General features: G+C 59.1%; 13 protein-coding genes. 9 read left to right on the forward strand and 4 right to left on the reverse strand.

What is annotated here, in order from left to right:
• Positions 1 to 95: 95 nt before the first annotated feature.
• The 3 genes from GO988_RS18220 to GO988_RS18230 all read right to left on the reverse strand — a co-directional run bounded on the left by GO988_RS18220 (position 96) and on the right by GO988_RS18230 (position 5,327).
• Positions 96 to 1,925, reverse strand: a complete 1,830-nt coding sequence (locus GO988_RS18220) for an FG-GAP repeat domain-containing protein (RefSeq protein ID WP_198172888.1) — start codon at positions 1,923 to 1,925, stop codon at positions 96 to 98.
• A gap of 185 nt (positions 1,926 to 2,110) precedes the next feature.
• A complete protein-coding gene (locus GO988_RS18225) occupies positions 2,111 to 3,589 on the reverse strand; it encodes a D-alanyl-D-alanine carboxypeptidase (protein ID WP_157568163.1) in 1,479 nt (492 codons plus the stop codon).
• 193 nt (positions 3,590 to 3,782) lie between these two features.
• A complete protein-coding gene (locus GO988_RS18230) occupies positions 3,783 to 5,327 on the reverse strand; it encodes a hypothetical protein (RefSeq protein ID WP_157568165.1) in 1,545 nt (514 codons plus the stop codon).
• 168 nt (positions 5,328 to 5,495) lie between these two features.
• On the opposite strand from GO988_RS18230, the gene GO988_RS18235 reads away from it, so the two are divergent.
• The 9 genes from GO988_RS18235 to ilvA all read left to right on the forward strand — a co-directional run bounded on the left by GO988_RS18235 (position 5,496) and on the right by ilvA (position 16,916).
• Positions 5,496 to 6,662, forward strand: a complete 1,167-nt coding sequence (locus GO988_RS18235) for a 2-isopropylmalate synthase (RefSeq protein WP_157568167.1) — start codon at positions 5,496 to 5,498, stop codon at positions 6,660 to 6,662.
• 241 nt (positions 6,663 to 6,903) lie between these two features.
• Positions 6,904 to 8,298: a 3-isopropylmalate dehydratase large subunit gene (gene leuC / locus GO988_RS18240; RefSeq protein WP_157568169.1), complete on the forward strand. Its 1,395-nt coding sequence runs from the start codon at positions 6,904 to 6,906 to the stop codon at positions 8,296 to 8,298.
• A complete protein-coding gene (gene leuD, locus GO988_RS18245) occupies positions 8,298 to 8,894 on the forward strand; it encodes a 3-isopropylmalate dehydratase small subunit (RefSeq protein ID WP_157568171.1) in 597 nt (198 codons plus the stop codon). Before leuC ends, leuD begins: the two co-directional genes overlap by 1 nt.
• Positions 8,882 to 10,003: a 3-isopropylmalate dehydrogenase gene (gene leuB, locus GO988_RS18250; RefSeq protein ID WP_198172890.1), complete on the forward strand. Its 1,122-nt coding sequence runs from the start codon at positions 8,882 to 8,884 to the stop codon at positions 10,001 to 10,003. Before leuD ends, leuB begins: the two co-directional genes overlap by 13 nt.
• Before the next feature lie 214 nt (positions 10,004 to 10,217).
• On the forward strand, positions 10,218 to 11,939 hold the full coding sequence (gene ilvD, locus GO988_RS18255; protein WP_157568173.1) for a dihydroxy-acid dehydratase: 1,722 nt from the start codon (positions 10,218 to 10,220) through the stop codon (positions 11,937 to 11,939).
• On the forward strand, positions 11,902 to 13,647 hold the full coding sequence (ilvB, locus tag GO988_RS18260; RefSeq protein ID WP_157568175.1) for a biosynthetic-type acetolactate synthase large subunit: 1,746 nt from the start codon (positions 11,902 to 11,904) through the stop codon (positions 13,645 to 13,647). Before ilvD ends, ilvB begins: the two co-directional genes overlap by 38 nt.
• Positions 13,648 to 13,724: 77 nt before the next feature.
• Complete coding sequence (gene ilvN, locus GO988_RS18265; RefSeq protein ID WP_157568177.1) at positions 13,725 to 14,330, forward strand: acetolactate synthase small subunit; 606 nt, start codon at positions 13,725 to 13,727, stop codon at positions 14,328 to 14,330.
• Positions 14,331 to 14,423: 93 nt separating this feature from the next.
• Positions 14,424 to 15,485, forward strand: coding sequence for a ketol-acid reductoisomerase (ilvC, locus tag GO988_RS18270; RefSeq protein ID WP_157568179.1), 1,062 nt, complete (start codon positions 14,424 to 14,426; stop codon positions 15,483 to 15,485).
• A 159-nt stretch (positions 15,486 to 15,644) separates the two neighbouring features.
• Positions 15,645 to 16,916 carry a threonine ammonia-lyase IlvA gene (gene ilvA, locus GO988_RS18275; RefSeq protein WP_157568181.1) on the forward strand — a complete coding sequence of 424 codons (1,272 nt, stop codon included), beginning with the start codon at positions 15,645 to 15,647 and terminating at the stop codon, positions 16,914 to 16,916.
• Positions 16,917 to 17,005: 89 nt separating this feature from the next.
• Here ilvA and GO988_RS18280 read toward each other — a convergent pair whose 3' ends face one another.
• A complete protein-coding gene (locus GO988_RS18280; RefSeq protein WP_157568183.1) occupies positions 17,006 to 18,937 on the reverse strand; it encodes a right-handed parallel beta-helix repeat-containing protein in 1,932 nt (643 codons plus the stop codon).
• Positions 18,938 to 19,034 lie beyond the last annotated feature (97 nt).

A 19,034-nucleotide genomic window follows, 5' to 3' on the forward strand; every position in this document is an offset into this window, starting at 1 on the left:
ACCTCACAACTAATTAGAAAGGTCCCTACCCCCCTGCGCCAGGCAGAGGGGGTAGGGACCTTTTTTGATAGAGCGGAAAGGCTAGCGGATAATAGTTAGTTGTGGCTGATGCGCTGGGTAGTAGTACCGGCAGCCGTAGTAGTGCGCAGGATGTACAGGCCGGGGGCCATCGTGGGCAGCTCGGCTAGCGCTAGGGGGGTAGCACTCAGCTGTACGTTGCTAGTGTATACCTGGCGGCCTTCGGTAGTGTAGAGGGCTACGGTGGCGGCCTGAGCAGCTTCGGCGCCGGGCAGGGTTACGTTGAGCACTTCGCTGAAAATAGTGGGGTAGGCAACGGGCTTAGCAGTGGTGCTGAGCGCCTCGGCCCGGTTGATAACTACTACCGGCGAATAAGTGCTGGTACCATCCTGGTCTACCTGGCGCAAGCGGTAGTAGCTGGTGCCGGCCGGGGCCGCAGCATCAAGGTACTGGTAGTTGCGGGCGGTGTTGCTGTTGCCGGCGGCGGCTACGCTGCTAGCGGTGCTGAAGGCGGTGCCATCGGCCGAACGCTCGATAACAAAGCTGGCGCTGTTTAGCTCGCTGGCGGTGCTCCAGCTCAGCAGGTTGCCGGTGCCGGTGGCGCGGCCGCTAAAAGCTGTGAGTTCAACGGGCAGCGGCGATACGGTAAGGGCCGTTTGCTGCGCCTGCTCGTAGCGGTAAATGGTACCGTTGGCGTTGCCAATCAGCATATCGAGGCGGCCGTCGCCATCAAGGTCCGTGATGGTGGGGGCCGCAAAGCCGCCTTCGTTATTACCAGCCGTACCCATGCTGATGGCAGCGCTCCCATCGGTGAGGCTACCCAACGCTTTGAAGGTGGTCGAGTAACGTGCCGTTTGGCTGTAGCGCGTCACGGCGCCGGCTTGGCTGCCCACAATAAAGTCGAGCAAGCCATCGCCATCGAGGTCAAACAACAGGGGTTTCGAAGTGCCATCCACTTTTAGGTCGGCGCCGTCTACCTGCACGTTGCCTAGCGCGGTAAACGTGGCCGCATTAACTGCTGTGGCCTCGTAGCGCTTAATAATGCCGCTGTAGTCGCCAATCAGCAAGTCTAGCTTGCCATTGCCATCGAGGTCGGCAATAGTGGGGCGCGGATAGTTGTTGCCCGTGGTAAGGGCTACCCCGGCGCTTTGCAGGTTGCTGGGCGCCGAGAAGGTGGTAGCGCCCACCGCCGTTTGCTCGTAGCGGGCAATGTGCTGGTCGGTACCAGTGCCCACCAGCAGGTCGAGCAGGCCATCGCCGTCGAGGTCGGCTATGGTAGGCTTGGCAAAATTGGTTACTTTGATATCAGCGAACGTGTTAGTGCCCGTGCTAACCTGCAAGTTGCTGATTTTGGCGTAGCTAGCGCCATCGACTGCCGACTGCTGCCAGTATTCGATGTTACCGTTGCCGTTGCCGATGAGCAGGTCGGCGCGGCCTTTGCCCGTCAAATCGGCCACTACGGGCGTCGAATACAGGCCATTGCTGCCGGTAGCTACTTTAATGTTGCTGAAAGAAGTGCCTTTGGTGGTGAGCTGCGGAAAAGTAGTGCCCGACGAGCTGCGCGTCACGCCAAACTGCGAGCTCGACACCACCGTCCCGATGGCCGTCGTTACCACGAGCCGGCCCGTGCTAGCGGCCATGGGCACCGTCACGACAATGCTGGTCGCGTTATTCTTCGTAATGGGCATCGGCTGGCCGTTCAGCAGCACCGACTTGGCGTTGCTTAGGTTCAGGCCCGTAATGGTAATCGATGTGGCGGCCGTCGTGCTGGTGCGGCAGGTGCCGGTGGCTGGCAAGAAAGTCACAATGGTTTGGGCGGCACCCACCGCTGGCAGCGCGGCGGCAAACCCTACTAGCGCCAGGCGCTTACATAATTTAGTGGCTAATTTATTGGTAACAAGCAGCATAACCGGAGACAGACGAAGCAGCGAAGCGTTGGGTGGTTGATTAGAACGCTGCAAAATTCCGCCAGCCGGTCCGGCCATTCGGGTCCTTTTCGGCCAATCCTGACTAAGTCTGTGCGAACGTCGCTTTTGGTCTATCAAGCGAATTCCCTACCCCCTCTTTCCCGCTCATGGTGCCCCTGCTCCGCTTACAGCCGCGCCCGCACTTCGCCCAGTAGGCGCTGCATGGCATTGCGGGTAGCCTGGTCGTCGCCCGGAATGCTGTTGTTGAAAAATGTAACGGCCACTAGGCGGCCACTTTTGCAGCGCACGTAGCCCGCTAGGTTGCAGGTGTGGGTGAGGGTGCCGGTTTTGCCCCACAGCCACGTCACCTTGGGCGGGCCAGGCTCGAAATAGCGTTTGCGCAGCGTGCCCTGGCCGCCGCCCGCGGCCAGCAGGCTCAGTAAGCGGGGCTCGGGCAGCTGCTGGTGCAGCTGGCACAGCAGCGCCGTGAGGGTGCGCGGCGTAAGCAGGTTGAGGCGCGACAGCCCCGAGCCATCAACCCAGTCGGGGCGGTCGGGCAGGGCTTTCAGTTCCTTTTTCAACAAATACCGGATGGCCCGCTGTCCACTCAGCGAATCGCGGTAGCCTACCTGGCTGCTAGCCATCAGTAAAAGCTGCTCGGCCAAGAAGTTATCGCTCACGCGTAGCATGCGGCGGTAGAGCGAGTCGGCGCGCAGCCCGCGCAGCGTGCGGATGCTGTCTTGGCTAGGGCGTGGGTGCCACACGGTGCCCACAATGGCGCGGCGCAGCGTGTCGCCGAGCAGGTGCAACAGCAGCGAGCGGCTGGTACGGTAGGGCACTTCATCAATCCATTTTTTGGGACTGGGACGGTAGGTAAAGCGGTTTTCGAGCACCGCGCGGTACACGTGCATCTCGTCGTCTTGGTCGGGCGAAAGGTGAAACCCCTCGCCCGCCCGCTCGGTGAGCGGCGCAAAGGCGCGCGGAAACACACGCACGTGCTGCGGCAGCAGCCGCACCGCCGCGCCCGCTCCGGCGCGCACGGCTAGCGGCGGCGCCGCGTAAAAGCGCACCGTGTTGCCATACACCGGAAACGCCGTGCGCTCAGGTTGAAAATAGTAACCAAAATCGTCCCAAGCCCAGCTTGGGCCATAAGTCGGCACGCAGGCAATGTCGCAGTAAGCCAGCACCTTCTCGGGCCGCTTGGCCAAGAAAGCATAGGCCCGCCGCGAGGGCACATCGCCGTGCAGGAAAGTGGGGTCGCCGGTGCCCTGAAAAAAGAGGGTATCGCCCCGCGAGAAGTAGCGCAGGCTGGGCAGCGAGTCGGGTAGCAGCGTGAGGCCGGCGTAGAGGCTCAGCAGCTTCATGGTGCTGGCGGGCGTAAAGTATTTGGCCTCGTTGTAGCCAAACAGCGGTGCCCCGGTGGCGGCATCGGCCAGCGCTACCCCCACCTGCTGGCGGCGCAGCGTGGCGCTGCTATCCAGCAATTGCCGCAGCCAGGGCATATCGACTTTGCCCGTGGCCGAGTCGGTAACGAGGGCCGGCGGCAAGGGCGGATTAGTAGTGGTTTGCCCGCAGGCAGTAGTGAGCGAAAGCAGCGCCAGCGAAAGCAAGGAAATACAACGCCGCGCGTGGCAATAAGCGAAAGGGATAGGCAGAGTAGGCACGCCCGCAACTTAAGCAACAATGCGGCAGTCCCTAGCCTGTCATCTCATGCTGCTGGCTTCCTACCCCCTCTACTTCGGCTAAGCACTTAGCTATGACCCTCCAATATTATTTGCCGCGTGGGCCCCCGCCCGGCCAAGCGCAGCTCAAAACACCTGCCGGCTTCACCCATTGCCCCCGCGCTATGCGCTGCGGCTACTTCATGGTCAGAAATTTCTGCTGCATCACATCCTGCACCGAACGGCCCGAAATCTTGCTTTCGAGCCACGAGATAATGTCGAAATAAAGAAACGGCCGCCGCTCGAACGGCCGCGCCGCTATTTCTTCTAGCTTGGCTTTCAAGTTGATAAACTCCTGGCGCAGCTGGCCGGGCGCCAAATGCCCTACCCTCCTCAAAAACCGAAACACTTCTACTTGCATGGGCTGCTGGTCGTTCATCTTGGCCAAGAATTGGTAGACTGAGCGCACCTGGTACTCGAGCTCGGCATCCTGGCCGGCCTCGTAGTGCGCCACCAGGTTGAGGATGCGCGCAAAGCACTGCAAGTCCTCGCGCAAGCTCAAATCCTTGTGGTCGATGATGCGATTCAAGTACTTGATTGCCTGCCTATACTGGCCGCTGCCAAAATACAAACAAGCAATTTTGTAGTAGAAAACCAACGTACGGTGCAGGTCGAGCTGCGCCTTGTACTGCCCTAATTGCTCCAGCAGCTCCGGAATAATCTCTACCCCCTCCGTAAAGCGCGCCTCCAAAAAGCAGGCGTTGATGCGGTTGGTCCAGATGTACTGGAAAAGCAGGATTTCGGTATTGGGCGTGGCGCGCCGCGTTTGGTTAGCGCTGAAATCTTCGAGCGTTTGCAGCACCTCGCTGAACTTGCTGTAATACTGCATATTAAACAGCGAGGCCAGCAAGTTGTGCAACCCCTTGATGTAGAGCATCGTCTGGCTTTCCTTCAGGTGGGGCGCTTGCTCAAACAAGTCTACCCACTTCTGCGCGTAGCGGTAGCAGGCTTTAAAATCCTGGTTTATAGTGTGGTACCAAACATGCGCTTGGTAAAAGTACAGCTTTTCCCAAAAGCCACTACCCCGCCCCAACTGCTCGGGCAAGTGCGCCCGAAAGTAAGCCGTAAAACGCTCGTGGTCAGCCTGGTTTCGAGCGTGCCCCGTTTGCAGATATAGCCCATACAGCCGCAAAGAAGCATTAGACAAGGCGTGCTGTTGGCTTAGGTGCGCGGCCGTGGCCGTGGCTTCGGCCGCCAGCGATTCGGCCCTACCCTGCAAGCTGCGCGTGATGTATTGCGACTCGATAAGCTTCTCAAAATCAATGGCTAGTAGTGCTACGTGAGGCAGCTCAGCTTGCTGGGCAGCCAGCTTCACACGCGCCAGCATGCGCAGGCTTTGCTGGTAGAAGCCCTTGTTGTAGAGCACGCGAGCATAATCGAGCTGCTCGTGCAGCTGAATATCAGGGTTTTGGCCAGCGTGGTAGATGCGCAGGCTAGCCAATAATTGCTTGTACAGATTGGCCTTGAGGTTGGCTAGTTGGGCACGCTTGAGCGTGGGTACTTGGGTAAGCACGCGCTCCTCGTCGTGGTGCTCCTGCGCGTCGAAAGCGTCGAAGAGTTGCAGAAATTTCAGGCCTTCGGTGGAGCCCTGGCGGTTGGCAAACAACCGAAAATGGCGCTTTTCGGACTGCGTCAGAGACTTTATAAGCTGAAAAACCGGGTCGCTGGTCTTGTTAGGCATTGTATAATACGATTAGCTAACAAATTATTTTACAGTAACTTATGTAAAAATAAAGCTAACTTGGAAATAATGAAAACCATAAAAAATTGTTTTCAGCAGGGTAGAAAGAAGTAGTACTTGCAGCGCAATTACAGGGCTAGCCCTGCACCACCGGGTTTTTACACTTCTATGGCGACGCAAAAAATTCAGATTTTCGATACCACTCTCCGCGACGGCGAACAGGTGCCGGGCTGCAAGCTAAACCAGCAGGAGAAGCTAATAATTGCCCGGCAGCTCGAAGCCCTCGGCGTTGATGTAATCGAAGCCGGCTTCCCGGTGTCGAGCCCCGGCGACTTTGCCGCCGTGGCCGCCATTGCGGCCCAAACCCAGGAAGCCACCGTGTGCGGCCTCACCCGCGCCGTCGAAAATGATATTCGCGTGGCCGCGGAGGCCCTGCGGGGCGCGCGCCGACCCCGCATTCACACCGGCATTGGCACCTCTGACCTGCACGTGCAGCAGAAGCTGCGCACCACCCAGGAAGACGTGCTGGCCCGCGCCATTGCCGCCGTAAAGCTCGCTAAGAGCTTCGTCGAGGACGTTGAATTTTACGCCGAGGACGCCGGCCGCACCGACAACGAGTTTTTGGCTCGCGTGTGCGAAGCTGCCATTGCGGCCGGGGCTACCGTCCTCAATATCCCCGATACCACCGGCTACTGCCTGCCCCAGGAGTACGGCGCCAAAATTAAGTATCTGTACGAGAACGTGAAAGGCATCGACAAGGCCATTCTGTCGACGCACTGCCACAACGACCTTGGCCTGGCTACTGCCAACTCCATTGCGGGCGTCACCAACGGCGCACGGCAGATAGAGTGCACCATCAACGGGGTAGGTGAGCGCGCCGGCAACACCGCTCTCGAAGAAGTGGTGATGATACTGCGCCAGCATCCTTACCTCGACCTCGTTACGGGTGTGCAAACCAAGCTTTTGGCCGAAACATCGGCTATGGTATCGCACCTCATGAGCATGCCGGTGCAGGCAAATAAAGCCATCGTCGGAGCCAATGCCTTTGCGCACAGCAGCGGCATCCACCAAGATGGCGTGATTAAGTGCCGCGAAACTTACGAAATTATTGACCCTAAAGAAGTTGGGGTTGTCGATTCGAGCATTGTCCTCACGGCTCGCTCGGGCCGGGCCGCGCTGGCCTACCGCCTCCAAAAGCTCGGCTACAACCTAGAGCGCCCCTCCTTAAACGCGGCCTACGCCAGCTTCTTACAGCTAGCCGACCGCCAGCGTGAAGTAGTTGATAATGACTTACATATCCTCATCGAACAAGAAAAATCAGTAGCCGTTGGCTAAGGGACTAAGGAAGCGGGGCGGCAGGCGCTGCCAGTGGGTGGGAGCAGGGAAGTCAGGGGGTCGGGTTAACAACCCAATAACGCCATTCTTTCACACCGTTTACTCGACCAAAACTTCCCCCTGTTGCTTCGTTTCCTTAGCCTTTTTAGCTCTTCTTTGCTTCACTAAAATCTATTACAGAACGTCATACTTCCTTGCGGTCAGCATGACGTTCTAAAAATTACGCTACTCTACTACAACAATGGCCCGGTCTTTAGTTGATAAAATATGGGATGCCCACGTCGTTCGCTCCATCGCGAGCGGGCAGGACGTGGTGTACATCGACCGCCACCTGATTCACGAAGTAACTAGCCCGCAGGCATTTGACGAACTAGCAGCGCGCAACCTGCCGCTGTTTCGCCCCAACCGCATCCTCGCCACGGCCGACCACAACGTGCCGACCCTCAACCAGCATTTGCCCATCGTAGAGCCGCTCTCGCGCTCACAGGTGGATAAGCTGACGGAAAACTGCCAGAAATACGGCATCGAATTGTACGGCCTGGGCCACCAGCGCCAGGGTATCGTGCATGTTATCGGGCCCGAGTTGGGGCTAACCCTACCCGGCACTACCATCGTGTGCGGCGATAGCCACACCTCAACCCACGGCGCTTTTGGCGCGGTGGCGTTCGGCATTGGCACCAGCCAAGTGGCGCAGGTAATGGCCTCGCAGTGCCTGCTGCTCACGCGCCCTAAGCGCATGCGCATTGCGGTGGAAGGCCAGCTGCGGCCGGGTGTCACGGCTAAAGACCTGATTCTCTACGTTATCTCGCAGCTTGGCACGGGCGGCGCCACCGGCTATTTCGTCGAGTACGCTGGCAGCGCCGTGCGCAGCCTTAGCATGGAAGGCCGCATGACGGTCTGTAACATGAGCATTGAGATGGGCGCGCGCGGCGGCCTTATCGCTCCCGATGCTACCACGTTTGCTTATGTCGAAGGCCGGCCCTTCGCGCCGAAAGGCGCAGCCTGGGAGCAAGCCGTAAGCTATTGGGAGACGTTGTATTCTGACGACGACGCTGTTTTCGACGCTGAATATGTGTACGATGCGGCCGAAATCACGCCCATGATTACTTATGGCACCAACCCCGGCATGGGCATTCCGCTCACCGGCCACGTGCCGAGCCAAGTACCAGATTCAGAAGCCGAAAGCTTCGACAAGTCCTTGAAATACATGGGCTTTGAGCGCGGCGAATCGTTGCTTGGCAAGCAGATTGATTACGTATTCATTGGTAGCTGCACCAACTCGCGCATCGAAGACCTGCGCACTGTGGCCGCCTATGTGCAGGGTAAGCACAAGGCTGGCCACGTGGAGGCCATCATTGTTCCGGGCTCGAAACAAGTTGAGCAACAAGCCATTGCAGAAGGCATTGACAAGATTTTTGCCGCGGCGGGCTTCGAGCTGCGTGAGCCGGGTTGCAGTGCCTGCCTGGCCATGAACGAGGACAAGATTCCGGCCGGCGCGTACTGCGTGGCCACTTCCAACCGCAACTTCGAAGGGCGGCAGGGTCCGGGCTCGCGCACGCTACTGGCCTCGCCGCTGGTAGCCGCCATCACGGCCGTGCAAGGCCGCATCGTGGACATTACGCAGTACCTGAACTAATGGAAAAATTCCAGACGCTGCACACTACGGGCGTGCCACTTCCTTTCGAAAACGTTGATACGGACCAGATTATCCCGGCCCGGTTTTTAAAAGCCACTACCCGCGAAGGCTTTGGCGAGAACCTGTTTCGCGACTGGCGCTACCATGCCGATGGCTCGCTCAAGGCTGCCTTTGTGCTGAACAACCCGCGCTACAGCGGCGAAATTCTGGTGGCAGGCAAGAATTTTGGCTGTGGCTCTAGCCGCGAACATGCCGCCTGGGCACTGTACGATGCCGGTTTTCGGACAGTAATTTCCAGCTATTTCGCCGATATTTTTCGGGGTAACGCCTTGAATACTGGCCTCCTACCCCTGCAAGTAACGGACAAGGTCTTGGCCCGCCTACTAGCCGCCATTGAGGAAAATCCGCAACTGGGATTAGTCGTCGACCTGCCAGCCCAGACCCTGAGCGTGCCAGCCTGGGGCGAAACCGTCAGCTTCGCCATCGACCCCTACAAGAAGGAGTGCCTAATAAACGGCTACGACGACATCGACTTTTTAGTGAATCAAAAATCGGCCATTGAGGCCTACGAAAAACAACGCGCATGGACATGGTAACCAAGAAAATAGCTTTACTGCCCGGCGATGGCATCGGGCCGGAAGTCTGTCGACAGGCCGTGAAAGTGCTCGACGCGGTAGCCGAGCGCTTCGGCCATCGGTTTGAATTCTCGTCGCACCTTGTGGGTGCCTGCGCCATTGATGCTACCGGCAACCCGCTGCCCGACGAAACGCTGGCGGCCTGCCGCGCCGCCGACGCGGTATTGTTCGGCGCCATCGGCGACCCGAAGTACGACAACGACCCGACTGCTAAGGTGCGCCCCGAACAGGGCTTGCTGCGGATGCGGAAGGAGTTGGGGTTATTTGCCAATATCCGCCCCGTTACGGCCTACCAGGCCTTGCTGAAGCACTCGCCCCTGAAATCGGACCGCATCGAGGGCACCGATTTAGTGATTTTCCGGGAGTTGACGGGCGGTATTTATTTCGGTGAAAAGGGCCGCAACGCCGACGGCTCGGCCTACGATAACTGCACCTATTCGCGGCCCGAGATTGTGCGTATTGCGAACCTGGCGTTTCAGTCGGCGGCCAGCCGCCGCAAGCATTTAACGCTGGTTGACAAGGCCAACGTATTAGAAACGTCGCGCTTATGGCGCGAGGTGGTGCGCGAGCTTGCACCGCAATACTCAGATGTGACGGTTGATTATCTATTCGTGGATAACGCCGCGATGCAGATTATTACCAACCCTAAGCAGTTCGACGTGGTGCTGACCGAGAACATGTTCGGCGACATTATTTCGGACGAAGCTTCGGTCATTGCCGGCTCGATGGGCCTGCTGCCTTCTGCCTCGGTGGGCGCCGAAGTAGCCGTGTTCGAGCCTATTCACGGCTCCTACCCCCAGGCCAAAGGCAAAGGCATTGCCAACCCGCTGGCGGCTATCCTTTCGGCAGCTATGTTGCTCGACCACTTAGGGTTGACTGCTGAGGCCGCGCTAGTGCGCGAGGCAGTAGATGAGGCACTTACCAACCAAATTCTGACGCCCGAACTAAACCCTACGGCGCCTTACACTACTGAACAGGTGGGTAGCTACGTGGCTTTCTGGATTGCTGACTCAAACGAGCAGCAATGGAACGCACACAATATTGCGGTGGGCATCAGCACCATTATTTAGTTGCTTCACAACTGAGCAGAAACGTTTGTCAGGCTCATCTGGCGTCCTTTTTCGACTTGAATTTTCCCATGACTCTGCTATTCCCCGTCGTCGTCATTATTCCTACCCTAGCGGGCTAGCAGGTACTTCTTATGCCAAAGAAAACCTTCCTAAGCCCGCTGCTCAGGAAGGTTTTTTTACTGCCAAACTGTCTTTTCTTCGCCGCACTAACATCATGACGCTCAATAAATTCAGCCGCATTTATACCCAAGACGACAGCTTGCCCGCCTCGCAGGCCATGCTCATCGGCGCTGGGCTTTCGGATGCGGATTTGCGCAAGCCATTCGTGGGCATTTGCTCAACGGGCTTCGAGGGCAATACCTGCAACATGCACCTTGATGGCCTGGCCAACGAGGTGAAGCGCGGTGTGGCTGCCCAGGGGCTGGTAGGGCTGCGCTTCAATACCATTGGCGTGAGTGATGGCATCACCAACGGCAACGCCGGAATGCGTTTCTCGCTGGTTTCTAGGGAGATAATTGCTGATTCGATTGAGGCGATGGCCGGCGCCCACTACTACGATGCGCTAGCGACGGTAGTAGGCTGCGACAAAAACATGCCCGGCGCGCTCATTGCCATGGCCCGGCTCAACCGCCCTTCGCTGATGGTGTATGGCGGCAGCATCCGGGGCGGCGAGTTCAAGGGGCAGAAACTCAATATTGTATCGTGCTTCGAAGCCTACGGCAAGAAGGTAAACGGGCAGATTTCGGACGAAGATTACCAAGGCATTATTCACAATGCGTGCCCGGGGCCAGGCGCTTGCGGCGGCATGTACACGGCCAACACTTTGGCCGCTGCCATCGAAACGCTGGGCATGAGCGTGCCCGCGTCGTCGTCGCTACCCGCCGAAAGCCCGGCCAAAATGCAGGAATGCCTGGACACCGGCGCGTACCTGCGCCGCTTGCTAGAGCTCGATTTGAAGCCGCGCGATATTCTTACGCGTGAGGCATTTGAGAATGCGATGGTCATCGTAACGGTGCTGGGCGGCTCGACCAATGCCGTGCTGCACCTCATCGCCATTGCCCACGCGGCCGGCGTGAAGCTGACGATGGAAGATTTCCAAGCGGTGAGCAACCGCGTGCCAGTGCTAGCCGACCTCAAGCCCAGCGGCAAGTACCTGATGGAAGATTTATCGAAGCTAGGCGGCGTGCCCGCCGTGCAGCGCACCCTGCTCGACTACGGCCTGCTCAACGGCGACCTCCTGACGATAACTGGCCGCACGCTGGCCGAAAACCTGGCCGATGTGCAGCCCCTTGGCCCCGAGCAAGACCTGCTGCGCCCGCTCAGCAACCCCATCAAGGCCGATGGGCATATTCAGATGCTGTATGGCAACCTCGCCACTAAAGGGGGGGTAGCCAAAATCACGGGTAAGGAGGGCTTGCGGTTTGAAGGACCGGCCATTGTCTTCAACTCGGAAGAGGAATTGAACCAAGGCATTATCGACCATAAAATCAAGGCCGGGCAAGTAGTTGTGATTCGCTACGTGGGGCCGAAAGGCGGGCCGGGCATGCCCGAAATGCTGAAGCCAACCTCGGCCATCATGGGTGCAGGCCTGGGCGATAAAGTGGCCCTGATAACCGATGGACGCTTTTCGGGCGGCACGCATGGCTTCGTCATTGGCCACATCTGCCCTGAGGCCTACGATGGCGGCGGCCTAGCCTTGGTGCAGAATGGCGACTGGATTATCCTCGACGCCGGCACTAATACCATCGATGTGCAACTCACGGACGACGAGCTGGCCGCCCGCCGCGCCGAGTGGCAGCGCCCCCCACTGCCCGTGCGCCAGGGCGTGCTGCTCAAGTACATCCGCACCGTGAGCGACGCTAGCCTTGGCTGTATCACCGATTTACTCGAAGAAGATTATGTCTCCGAACCTGCTCTCAGCACCCAGCGCCGCTAGCGCCGCGCGCCCTACCCTCGCCCCCATCAGCGGCGCCGTAGCCACGCTGCAAGCGCTGGTGTCGGAGAGTGTGGACACGATTTTTGGTTATCCCGGCGGGGCCATCATCCCGATTTACGATGCGCTCTACGACTTCAAAGAGCAGTTGCAGCACATATTGGTGCGCCACGAGCAGGGCGGCATTCACGCGGCGCAGGGCTACGCGCGCAGTTCGGGCCGGGTGGGCGTGGTGCTGGCCACGAGCGGGCCGGGCGCCACAAATCTCGTAACCGGGCTGGCCGATGCGCTGATTGACAGCACGCCGCTGGTGTGCATCACGGGCCAGGTATTTGCGCACTTGCTGGGTACCGATGCGTTTCAAGAGACGGATATTATCAATATCACGACGCCTGTTACGAAGTGGAACTACCAGGTAACCAAGGCCGAAGAGATTCCCGAGGCGTTGGCTAAGGCGTTCTACATTGCGCGTAGTGGCCGGCCGGGCCCGGTGCTAGTTGACATTACCAAGAACGCCCAAATTCAGACGTTTGACGCGCCCGAGTATCAGCCGTGTAGCCACATTCGCAGCTACCGGCCCGCGCCAGTGGTGCGGAAGGAGTACATCGAGCAGGCGGCCGAATTGATTAATACCGCCAAGCGGCCGTTCATTTTGTGGGGGCAAGGCGTGGTGCTGGGCAAAGCAGAGCAGGAATTCAAAGCCTTTGTGGAGAAGAGCGGCATTCCAGCGGCTTGGACCATCCTCGGCGTGGGTGCCCTACCTACCGCCCACCCGCTGAACGTGGGCATGCTGGGCATGCACGGCAACTACGGCCCCAACGTGCTCACCAACGAGTGCGACGTGCTGATTGCCATTGGCATGCGCTTCGACGACCGCGTGACGGGCCGCCTCGACAAGTATGCCAAGCAGGCTAAGGTCATCCACCTCGACATCGACCCCACGGAAATCGACAAAAACGTGCAAACCACCGTGCCGGTGTGGGGCGACTGTAAAGAAACCCTACCCCTGCTCACGGCGCTCATCAAGCCCAAGACGCATGCCGCGTGGCTGGCCCGCTTCCGCGACTACACGGCGCAGGAAGTAGACGCCGTGATTCGGGAGGAGCTGTTCCCGACTTCGGAGGAATTGACGATGGGCGAAGTGATGCAGCAGCTCAACGAAATCACGGGCGGCGAGGCCATTATTGTATCCGATGTGGGGCAGCACCAGATGGTGGCGTGCCGCTACGCGCAGATGAACCAGTCGCGCAGCCACGTCACGAGCGGCGGGCTGGGCACCATGGGCTTTGCCCTACCCGCCGCTATTGGGGCTAAGCTCGGCGCCCCCGACCGGCCGGTAGTGGCCGTGATTGGCGACGGCGGTTTTCAGATGACTATTCAGGAGCTGGGCACAATTATGCAGTCGGACGTGGACGTTAAAATCCTCATCCTCAATAATCAATTCCTGGGTATGGTGCGCCAGTGGCAGGAGTTGTTTCACCAGCGTCGCTACTCGTTTGTCGATATTCAGAGCCCCGATTTTGTGGCCGTGGCCGCTGGCTACCGCATTGCTGGCCAGCGCGTAGACGACCGCGCTGCGCTGCGTTCGGCGCTGGAAAAAATGCTGGCGCACCCCGGCGCTTTCCTGCTCGAAGTGATGGTAACCAAGGAGAATAACATCTTCCCGATGGTGCCGCAAGGGTGCAGCGTGGCGGAAATCAGGTTGCGGTAATCACTTGGCAGATATCGAATAAGGCTGCCACGTTGAACGCAGTGAAGCATGACGGCAATAGAATAACAAGCAAGCTTATGAGCCCCGAACCCGCCGACCGCCAGGAATACAACATCACCGCGTACACCGAAAACCAGGTGGGCTTGCTCAACCGAATTGCCATCATCTTTTCGCGCCGCAAAATCAATATTGAGAGCCTCAACGTGTCGCCTTCCGAGATTGAAGGCATTCACCGCTTCAATATTGTGATTGTGGAAACGGAGGATGTTGTGCACAAGCTGGCCAAGCAAATTGAGAAGCAAGTGGAGGTGCTGAAAGTGTATTTCAATACCAACGCCGATGTGATTTGGCAGGAAATGGCGCTCTATAAAGTGCCTACCGATGTGATTGCGGAGAAGGTACTCGTGGAGCGTTTGCTGCGCGAAAACGGCGCCCGCGCCGTGGTTATCCGCAAGGATTATACGGTGTTTGAAACCACTGGCCACCGCGAGGAAACCGACAACTTGATTCGCGCTTTGCAGCCGTACGGCCTGATTGAATTTGTACGCTCGGCGCGCATTGCCATCATCAAGGCCAGCGACGGCTTTCATAGCAAGCTCAGCGAGTTTGAGCGCCGCGAGCCGAGCGAAGAAGCCGCCGAGAATGAGTTTTTGAACGACCGCGACGCGGTATTTACCATGTAGTGCAGGCAGTTAGCCCACGGCCTAAAAGATTTAATACAACACCTTTTTCTTCATCATTCTGCGGGCTGAGAGTCCGCGCTACCCTCCACCACTATGGCTACCATCAACTTCGGCGGCGTTCCCGAAACTGTCATTACCCGCGACGAATTCCCGCTGCAAAAAGCCCTCGACCTGCTTAAGGACGAGACGATTGCCGTAATCGGCTACGGCGTGCAGGGCCCCGGCCAGGCCCTAAACATGCGCGACAACGGCTTCCACGTCATCGTGGGCCAGCGCGCGGGCACGCCTTCGTGGGACCGCGCCATCAAGGATGGCTGGGTGCCCGGCGAGTCGCTTTTCTCTATCGAAGAGGCGGCCGAGAAAGGCACCATCATTTGCAACCTGCTCTCCGACGCCGGCCAAATTGCGCTGTGGCCTACCCTCCAGAAATACCTCACGCCGGGCAAAACGCTTTATTTCTCGCACGGTTTCGGCATCACGTTCAATGACCAAACGGGCATTGTGCCGGCCCAGGACATCGACGTGATTTTGGTGGCGCCCAAGGGAAGCGGCACCAGCCTGCGCCGCTTGTTTGTGGCGGGCGGCGGGCTAAACTCGTCGTTCGCTGTGTTTCAAGATGCCACTGGCAAAGCCTATGAGAAAGCCATTGCCATGGGCATCGGGGTGGGTTCGGGCTACCTGTTCGAAACCGATTTCAAAAAGGAAGTGTACTCCGACCTCACCGGCGAGCGCGGCGTGCTGATGGGCGCCCTAGCCGGCATCATCGAAGCCCAGTACCAGGTACTGCGCCAGCGCGGCCACTCGCCCTCCGAGGCGTTCAACGAAACCGTGGAAGAGCTGACCCAGAGCCTCGTACCGCTGGTGGGCGAAAACGGCATGGACTGGATGTTTGGCAATTGCTCGGTGACGGCTCAGCGCGGCGCCCTCGATTGGAAAGGCAAATTCCGGGACGCTACCCTGCCCGTCCTCAACGACCTCTACGACAGCGTAGCGAGCGGCGCCGAAGCCCGCCGCACCATCGAGCGCGGCTCTACCCCCAACTACCGCTCGGAGCTGGAAGCGGAGCTGAAAGAAGTGCGCGACTCGGAGCTGTGGCAGACGGGCGCCACCGTGCGCGAGTTGCGCTCGCGCACTAGCGAGAATGTGGAAGCGTAGCCACTGAGGCGTTCAATCATTCCTGAACGTCATGCTGAACGCAGTGAAGCATCTTGGCTGGTGTCGCTTGGTTAATAACCCCAATCCGCCCGACCCAGCTGCTTCCTTCGCCAGCATGACGTTCTTTTTTATGGCTGTTTCAACCAGCTCCCTACCCCCATGCCTGACCTCGAAGCTCCGGCGGCCACGGCCGTTACCCTGGCAAACGTAGAACTTGCGGCGCGCCGTCTCAAGGGCGTGATTACCAAGACGCCCCTAATGCTTAATCTGGGGCTATCGCGCGCCTACGACGCCACTATTCTGCTCAAGCGGGAGGACTTGCAGGTGGTGCGCTCTTACAAGATTCGGGGGGCTTACAACAAGATTGCGACGCTGGCGGCCACGGTGCCGGCGCGCCGCATTGTGTGCGCCAGCGCCGGCAACCACGCGCAGGGCGTGGCCTACGCCTGCCAGCTATTGGGCTTGCAGGGCGATATTTTCATGCCCGCCCAAACGCCCGCCCAGAAAGTGGACAAGGTGCGCCTTTTTGGCAGCGACATGGTAGAAATCCACCTCACGGGCCGCACGTTTGATGACTGCTACCACGCGGCGCAAGCCTATTGCGATGAGCGCGGCAGCACCTTCGTGCACCCGTTCGACGACCTCGCCATTGTGGAGGGCCAAGCTACCGTGGGGCTAGAAATCCTGAAATCAACCCGCAAGCCGATTGATTTTTGCTTTATGCCCATCGGGGGCGGTGGGCTGGCCTCGGGGCTGGCAAGTGTGTTTCGGCAACTGAGCCCCGCCACCAAGCTCATCGGCGTGCAGCCGCTGGGGGCACCGAGTATGCACGATGCCATCCGGGCCGGGCGGCGGCAGGCGCTGGCCAGCCTCGATACGTTTGTGGATGGCGCGGCCGTGAAGTGCCCCGGCGAGTTGACGTTTGAAATCTGCCAAGCGCTGCTCGATGAAATTCACCTGGTGCCCGAAGGCCAGGTGTGCGAAGATTTGCTAAAAATGTACAACGAGGAGGGCATGGTGCTGGAGCCCGCCGGCACGCTCGCCATTTCGGCCCTGCACGCCTACGCCGACCAAATCAAGGGCAAAACGGTGGTGTGCGTTGTCAGCGGCTCCAACAACGACATCACCCGCATGGAGGACATCAAGGAGCGCGCCCAGCGCCACCAGGGCCTCAAGCACTACTTTATGGTCACCTTCAACCAAGTGCCCGGTGCGCTTCGGCGCTTCGTAAACAACGTGCTGGCCGAGGGCGACGACATCATTCAATTTCAGTACATCAAGAAAAATAACAAGGAGAAAGGCCCGGTATTTATCGGCGTCGAAGTCAAGAAGCCGCACGACGTAGAAGGCATCAAGGCGCGGATGGTGGAAGAGGGTTTTGGCTTTGAATACTTGAATGGGCAGCAGGATTTTTTGAGCTTGCTAGTGTAATCCCACCGTCCAGTTAGTTCTGCAGATGCCATGCCGGTAGCGTCGGCCACGGTGAGGACGGCCCCTACCCCCTCGGCCAGCAAGGGGCACTAATAATAAGTTGAGTACAGCGTAGGGTGCTTGGTCTTGATGGCTTTGGGGCCTACGCGCAGTTGGCCCCGGCCGGTAGGCTGCACCACCGCCTGCGGGTCCAGGAAAAAATAAGCTCCGTCCTCAACCACTAGGCGGCCGGCAATGGTCACTTTGGTGTGGCGGAGAATCTCCAGCGAGCCGCCCTTTTTTACAACCAGCCGCGACGTGGGGCCAATGTATAGCTCGGGTGTTTTGCCAGCCTGCTCGTTTAGCACCAAGGTATTATTAGCAGCGATGGTAACAATGGCCGAGTCGCGGCTGCGCGCGGGTTGACGCCCGATGTCGAGGCCGCCGTTGGCCAGGTAGTAGCTGTTGGGTGCCAGCAGTTGTAAGCTGCCGGGCGCCCGCACCACCAGCGTGCCCGTCGCATTGGCGCTGCCGAGCATAAAATCGGTGCGGTGCGGGCTGGTGCGGTGCGGGCCGTTTTTGAATGCGGTATTGCCGCTGAACACTACCCCCAATAATTTGTCGTAGGAGCCTTGGGGCGGCTGGGTATAATCGAAGAGAAAGGTGCAGTTGCGCAGGTGAAACAGGCTAGCCGTATCCGTAGCGGCCGGAATGGCGTGCATGAGGTAATTGTGGGTGCCCACAAAGCGGCAATCCACGAAGCTCATGGCGCGGGCGGCCCCATCAGAATGCAGGGTGAAGGGCCCGTAGGCGGCTTGGCCGTGGTAGGGCCGGTCCTCGAAGGTGCAACCCACAAAGCGGGTAGCATCGGCGGGGGTAGCGGCTTTGCAGCCGTGCACAAACGCGCCGTAAAAACGCGTATTTTTAAACAGGAATCCGGGCTGCGTCACCCAGGCCGACCAGTTGGAAACACCCCACACGAGGCTGTTGGCAAATACCACGTTTTTGGTGGTTGGCGGGTTAGCCGGGTTTGGCCGGTCGGCCACGATGCCCTGGCCAGCGTTATCAACAAAGCGGCAATTATCGAAGCGCACATTGGCCACGAAGCCATCCTGCGGCTCTAGGTCAACGCCCGCGCCGGGGTTGGAAAACAGCGGCTTACCGGTGGCCGCTAGCACTACCCGGCCGGTGTGGCTAAAGCTGCTGTTGACGGCCCGAAACCCGTTTACGCCCGTGAGCGATAAGCCCTGGCGGCCGTTGTAGGTGCAGGTCGAGTTTTCGAGCAGAATGTCTTCGCGGCTGGGGTCGTCGAGGCTTTTGGCCAAGTGGTTGAGCACTTGAATGCCGTCGCGACCGAAGTGGTGCAGCGCCAGTCGGCGCAGCGCGATGCGCCGCGAGTTATCCACGAAAATACCGTCAAAAGCCAGTTGAATCCCGGTGTCGCCCCAGTGCCCGCCCACCACCAAGTGTGAGCTATTGCCGTTAAGGTTTAGGTTGCTGATTTCTACGTTTTCGCAGCCTTGCAGCGTGATGTAGGTGCCGCCGCGGGCCGCGTACTTAGCATCGGTGAAGTAGGCGGAGGGCGCCTCGTAGGGCTGCTTGGTAGCGGGGTCGAAGGCGCCGTAGTGCAGGCCATTGACGCAGCGAATCTCGGTGGTAGCGCTGTCGTCGCCCACCACCGCCAAGTTGCGGCAGCCCGTAAAGTGCAGCACATCGCGGCCGTTGCCATCCGCCGCCTGCGGGCTCACCAGGTACACGCCTTTAGGAATGCGCAGCACGGCCCGGCCGGTAGCGCCGGCCGCCGATTTGGCCCGCTGATTAAAAAAATCGGCCGCTTTTTCGAACGCCGCCTGGTCGTTGGTCTTGCCGTCGCCCACGGCGCCAAAGTCTTTTTTCAAATCTTTGCTCAGCGTAACTACGGCCGTCTGGCCGTGCGCGGGGCTGGCCAGTATCAAGAGTATCAAGCTGCTCAGCCACACGCGCCAGCGCGGGCAAAAGGCCCCTGGCGACTGGCCAGTGGGGGTCATCTGTTTTTTTTTCATACCAATTCTCCTAACTCGGCGGCGGCCCAAAATCGTACCAACCGCCGCAAAAATAGCCGGTGCCTACCCCCTCTAACTGGCCGGAGCGGCGGCTTGG

It is taken from the genome of Hymenobacter ginkgonis, from assembly GCF_009755225.1.
In the GTDB taxonomy this organism is placed as follows: Bacteria; Bacteroidota; Bacteroidia; order Cytophagales; family Hymenobacteraceae; genus Hymenobacter; species Hymenobacter ginkgonis.

What these genes read in the sequence shown, in the direction of transcription:
- GO988_RS18230 (WP_157568165.1), bottom strand. Translation starts at nt 5,327, where the DNA reads ATGCCTAACAAGACCAGCGACCCGGTTTTTCAGCTTATAAAGTCTCTG.
- ilvC (WP_157568179.1), top strand. Translation starts at nt 14,424, where the DNA reads ATGGCTACCATCAACTTCGGCGGCGTTCCCGAAACTGTCATTACCCGC.
- ilvN (WP_157568177.1), top strand. Translation starts at nt 13,725, where the DNA reads ATGAGCCCCGAACCCGCCGACCGCCAGGAATACAACATCACCGCGTAC.
- GO988_RS18280 (WP_157568183.1), bottom strand. Translation starts at nt 18,937, where the DNA reads ATGAAAAAAAAACAGATGACCCCCACTGGCCAGTCGCCAGGGGCCTTT.
- ilvD (WP_157568173.1), top strand. Translation starts at nt 10,218, where the DNA reads ATGACGCTCAATAAATTCAGCCGCATTTATACCCAAGACGACAGCTTG.
- leuD (WP_157568171.1), top strand. Translation starts at nt 8,298, where the DNA reads ATGGAAAAATTCCAGACGCTGCACACTACGGGCGTGCCACTTCCTTTC.
- GO988_RS18220 (WP_198172888.1), bottom strand. Translation starts at nt 1,925, where the DNA reads ATGCTGCTTGTTACCAATAAATTAGCCACTAAATTATGTAAGCGCCTG.
- ilvA (WP_157568181.1), top strand. Translation starts at nt 15,645, where the DNA reads ATGCCTGACCTCGAAGCTCCGGCGGCCACGGCCGTTACCCTGGCAAAC.
- leuC (WP_157568169.1), top strand. Translation starts at nt 6,904, where the DNA reads ATGGCCCGGTCTTTAGTTGATAAAATATGGGATGCCCACGTCGTTCGC.
- GO988_RS18235 (WP_157568167.1), top strand. Translation starts at nt 5,496, where the DNA reads ATGGCGACGCAAAAAATTCAGATTTTCGATACCACTCTCCGCGACGGC.
- ilvB (WP_157568175.1), top strand. Translation starts at nt 11,902, where the DNA reads ATGTCTCCGAACCTGCTCTCAGCACCCAGCGCCGCTAGCGCCGCGCGC.
- leuB (WP_198172890.1), top strand. Translation starts at nt 8,882, where the DNA reads ATGGACATGGTAACCAAGAAAATAGCTTTACTGCCCGGCGATGGCATC.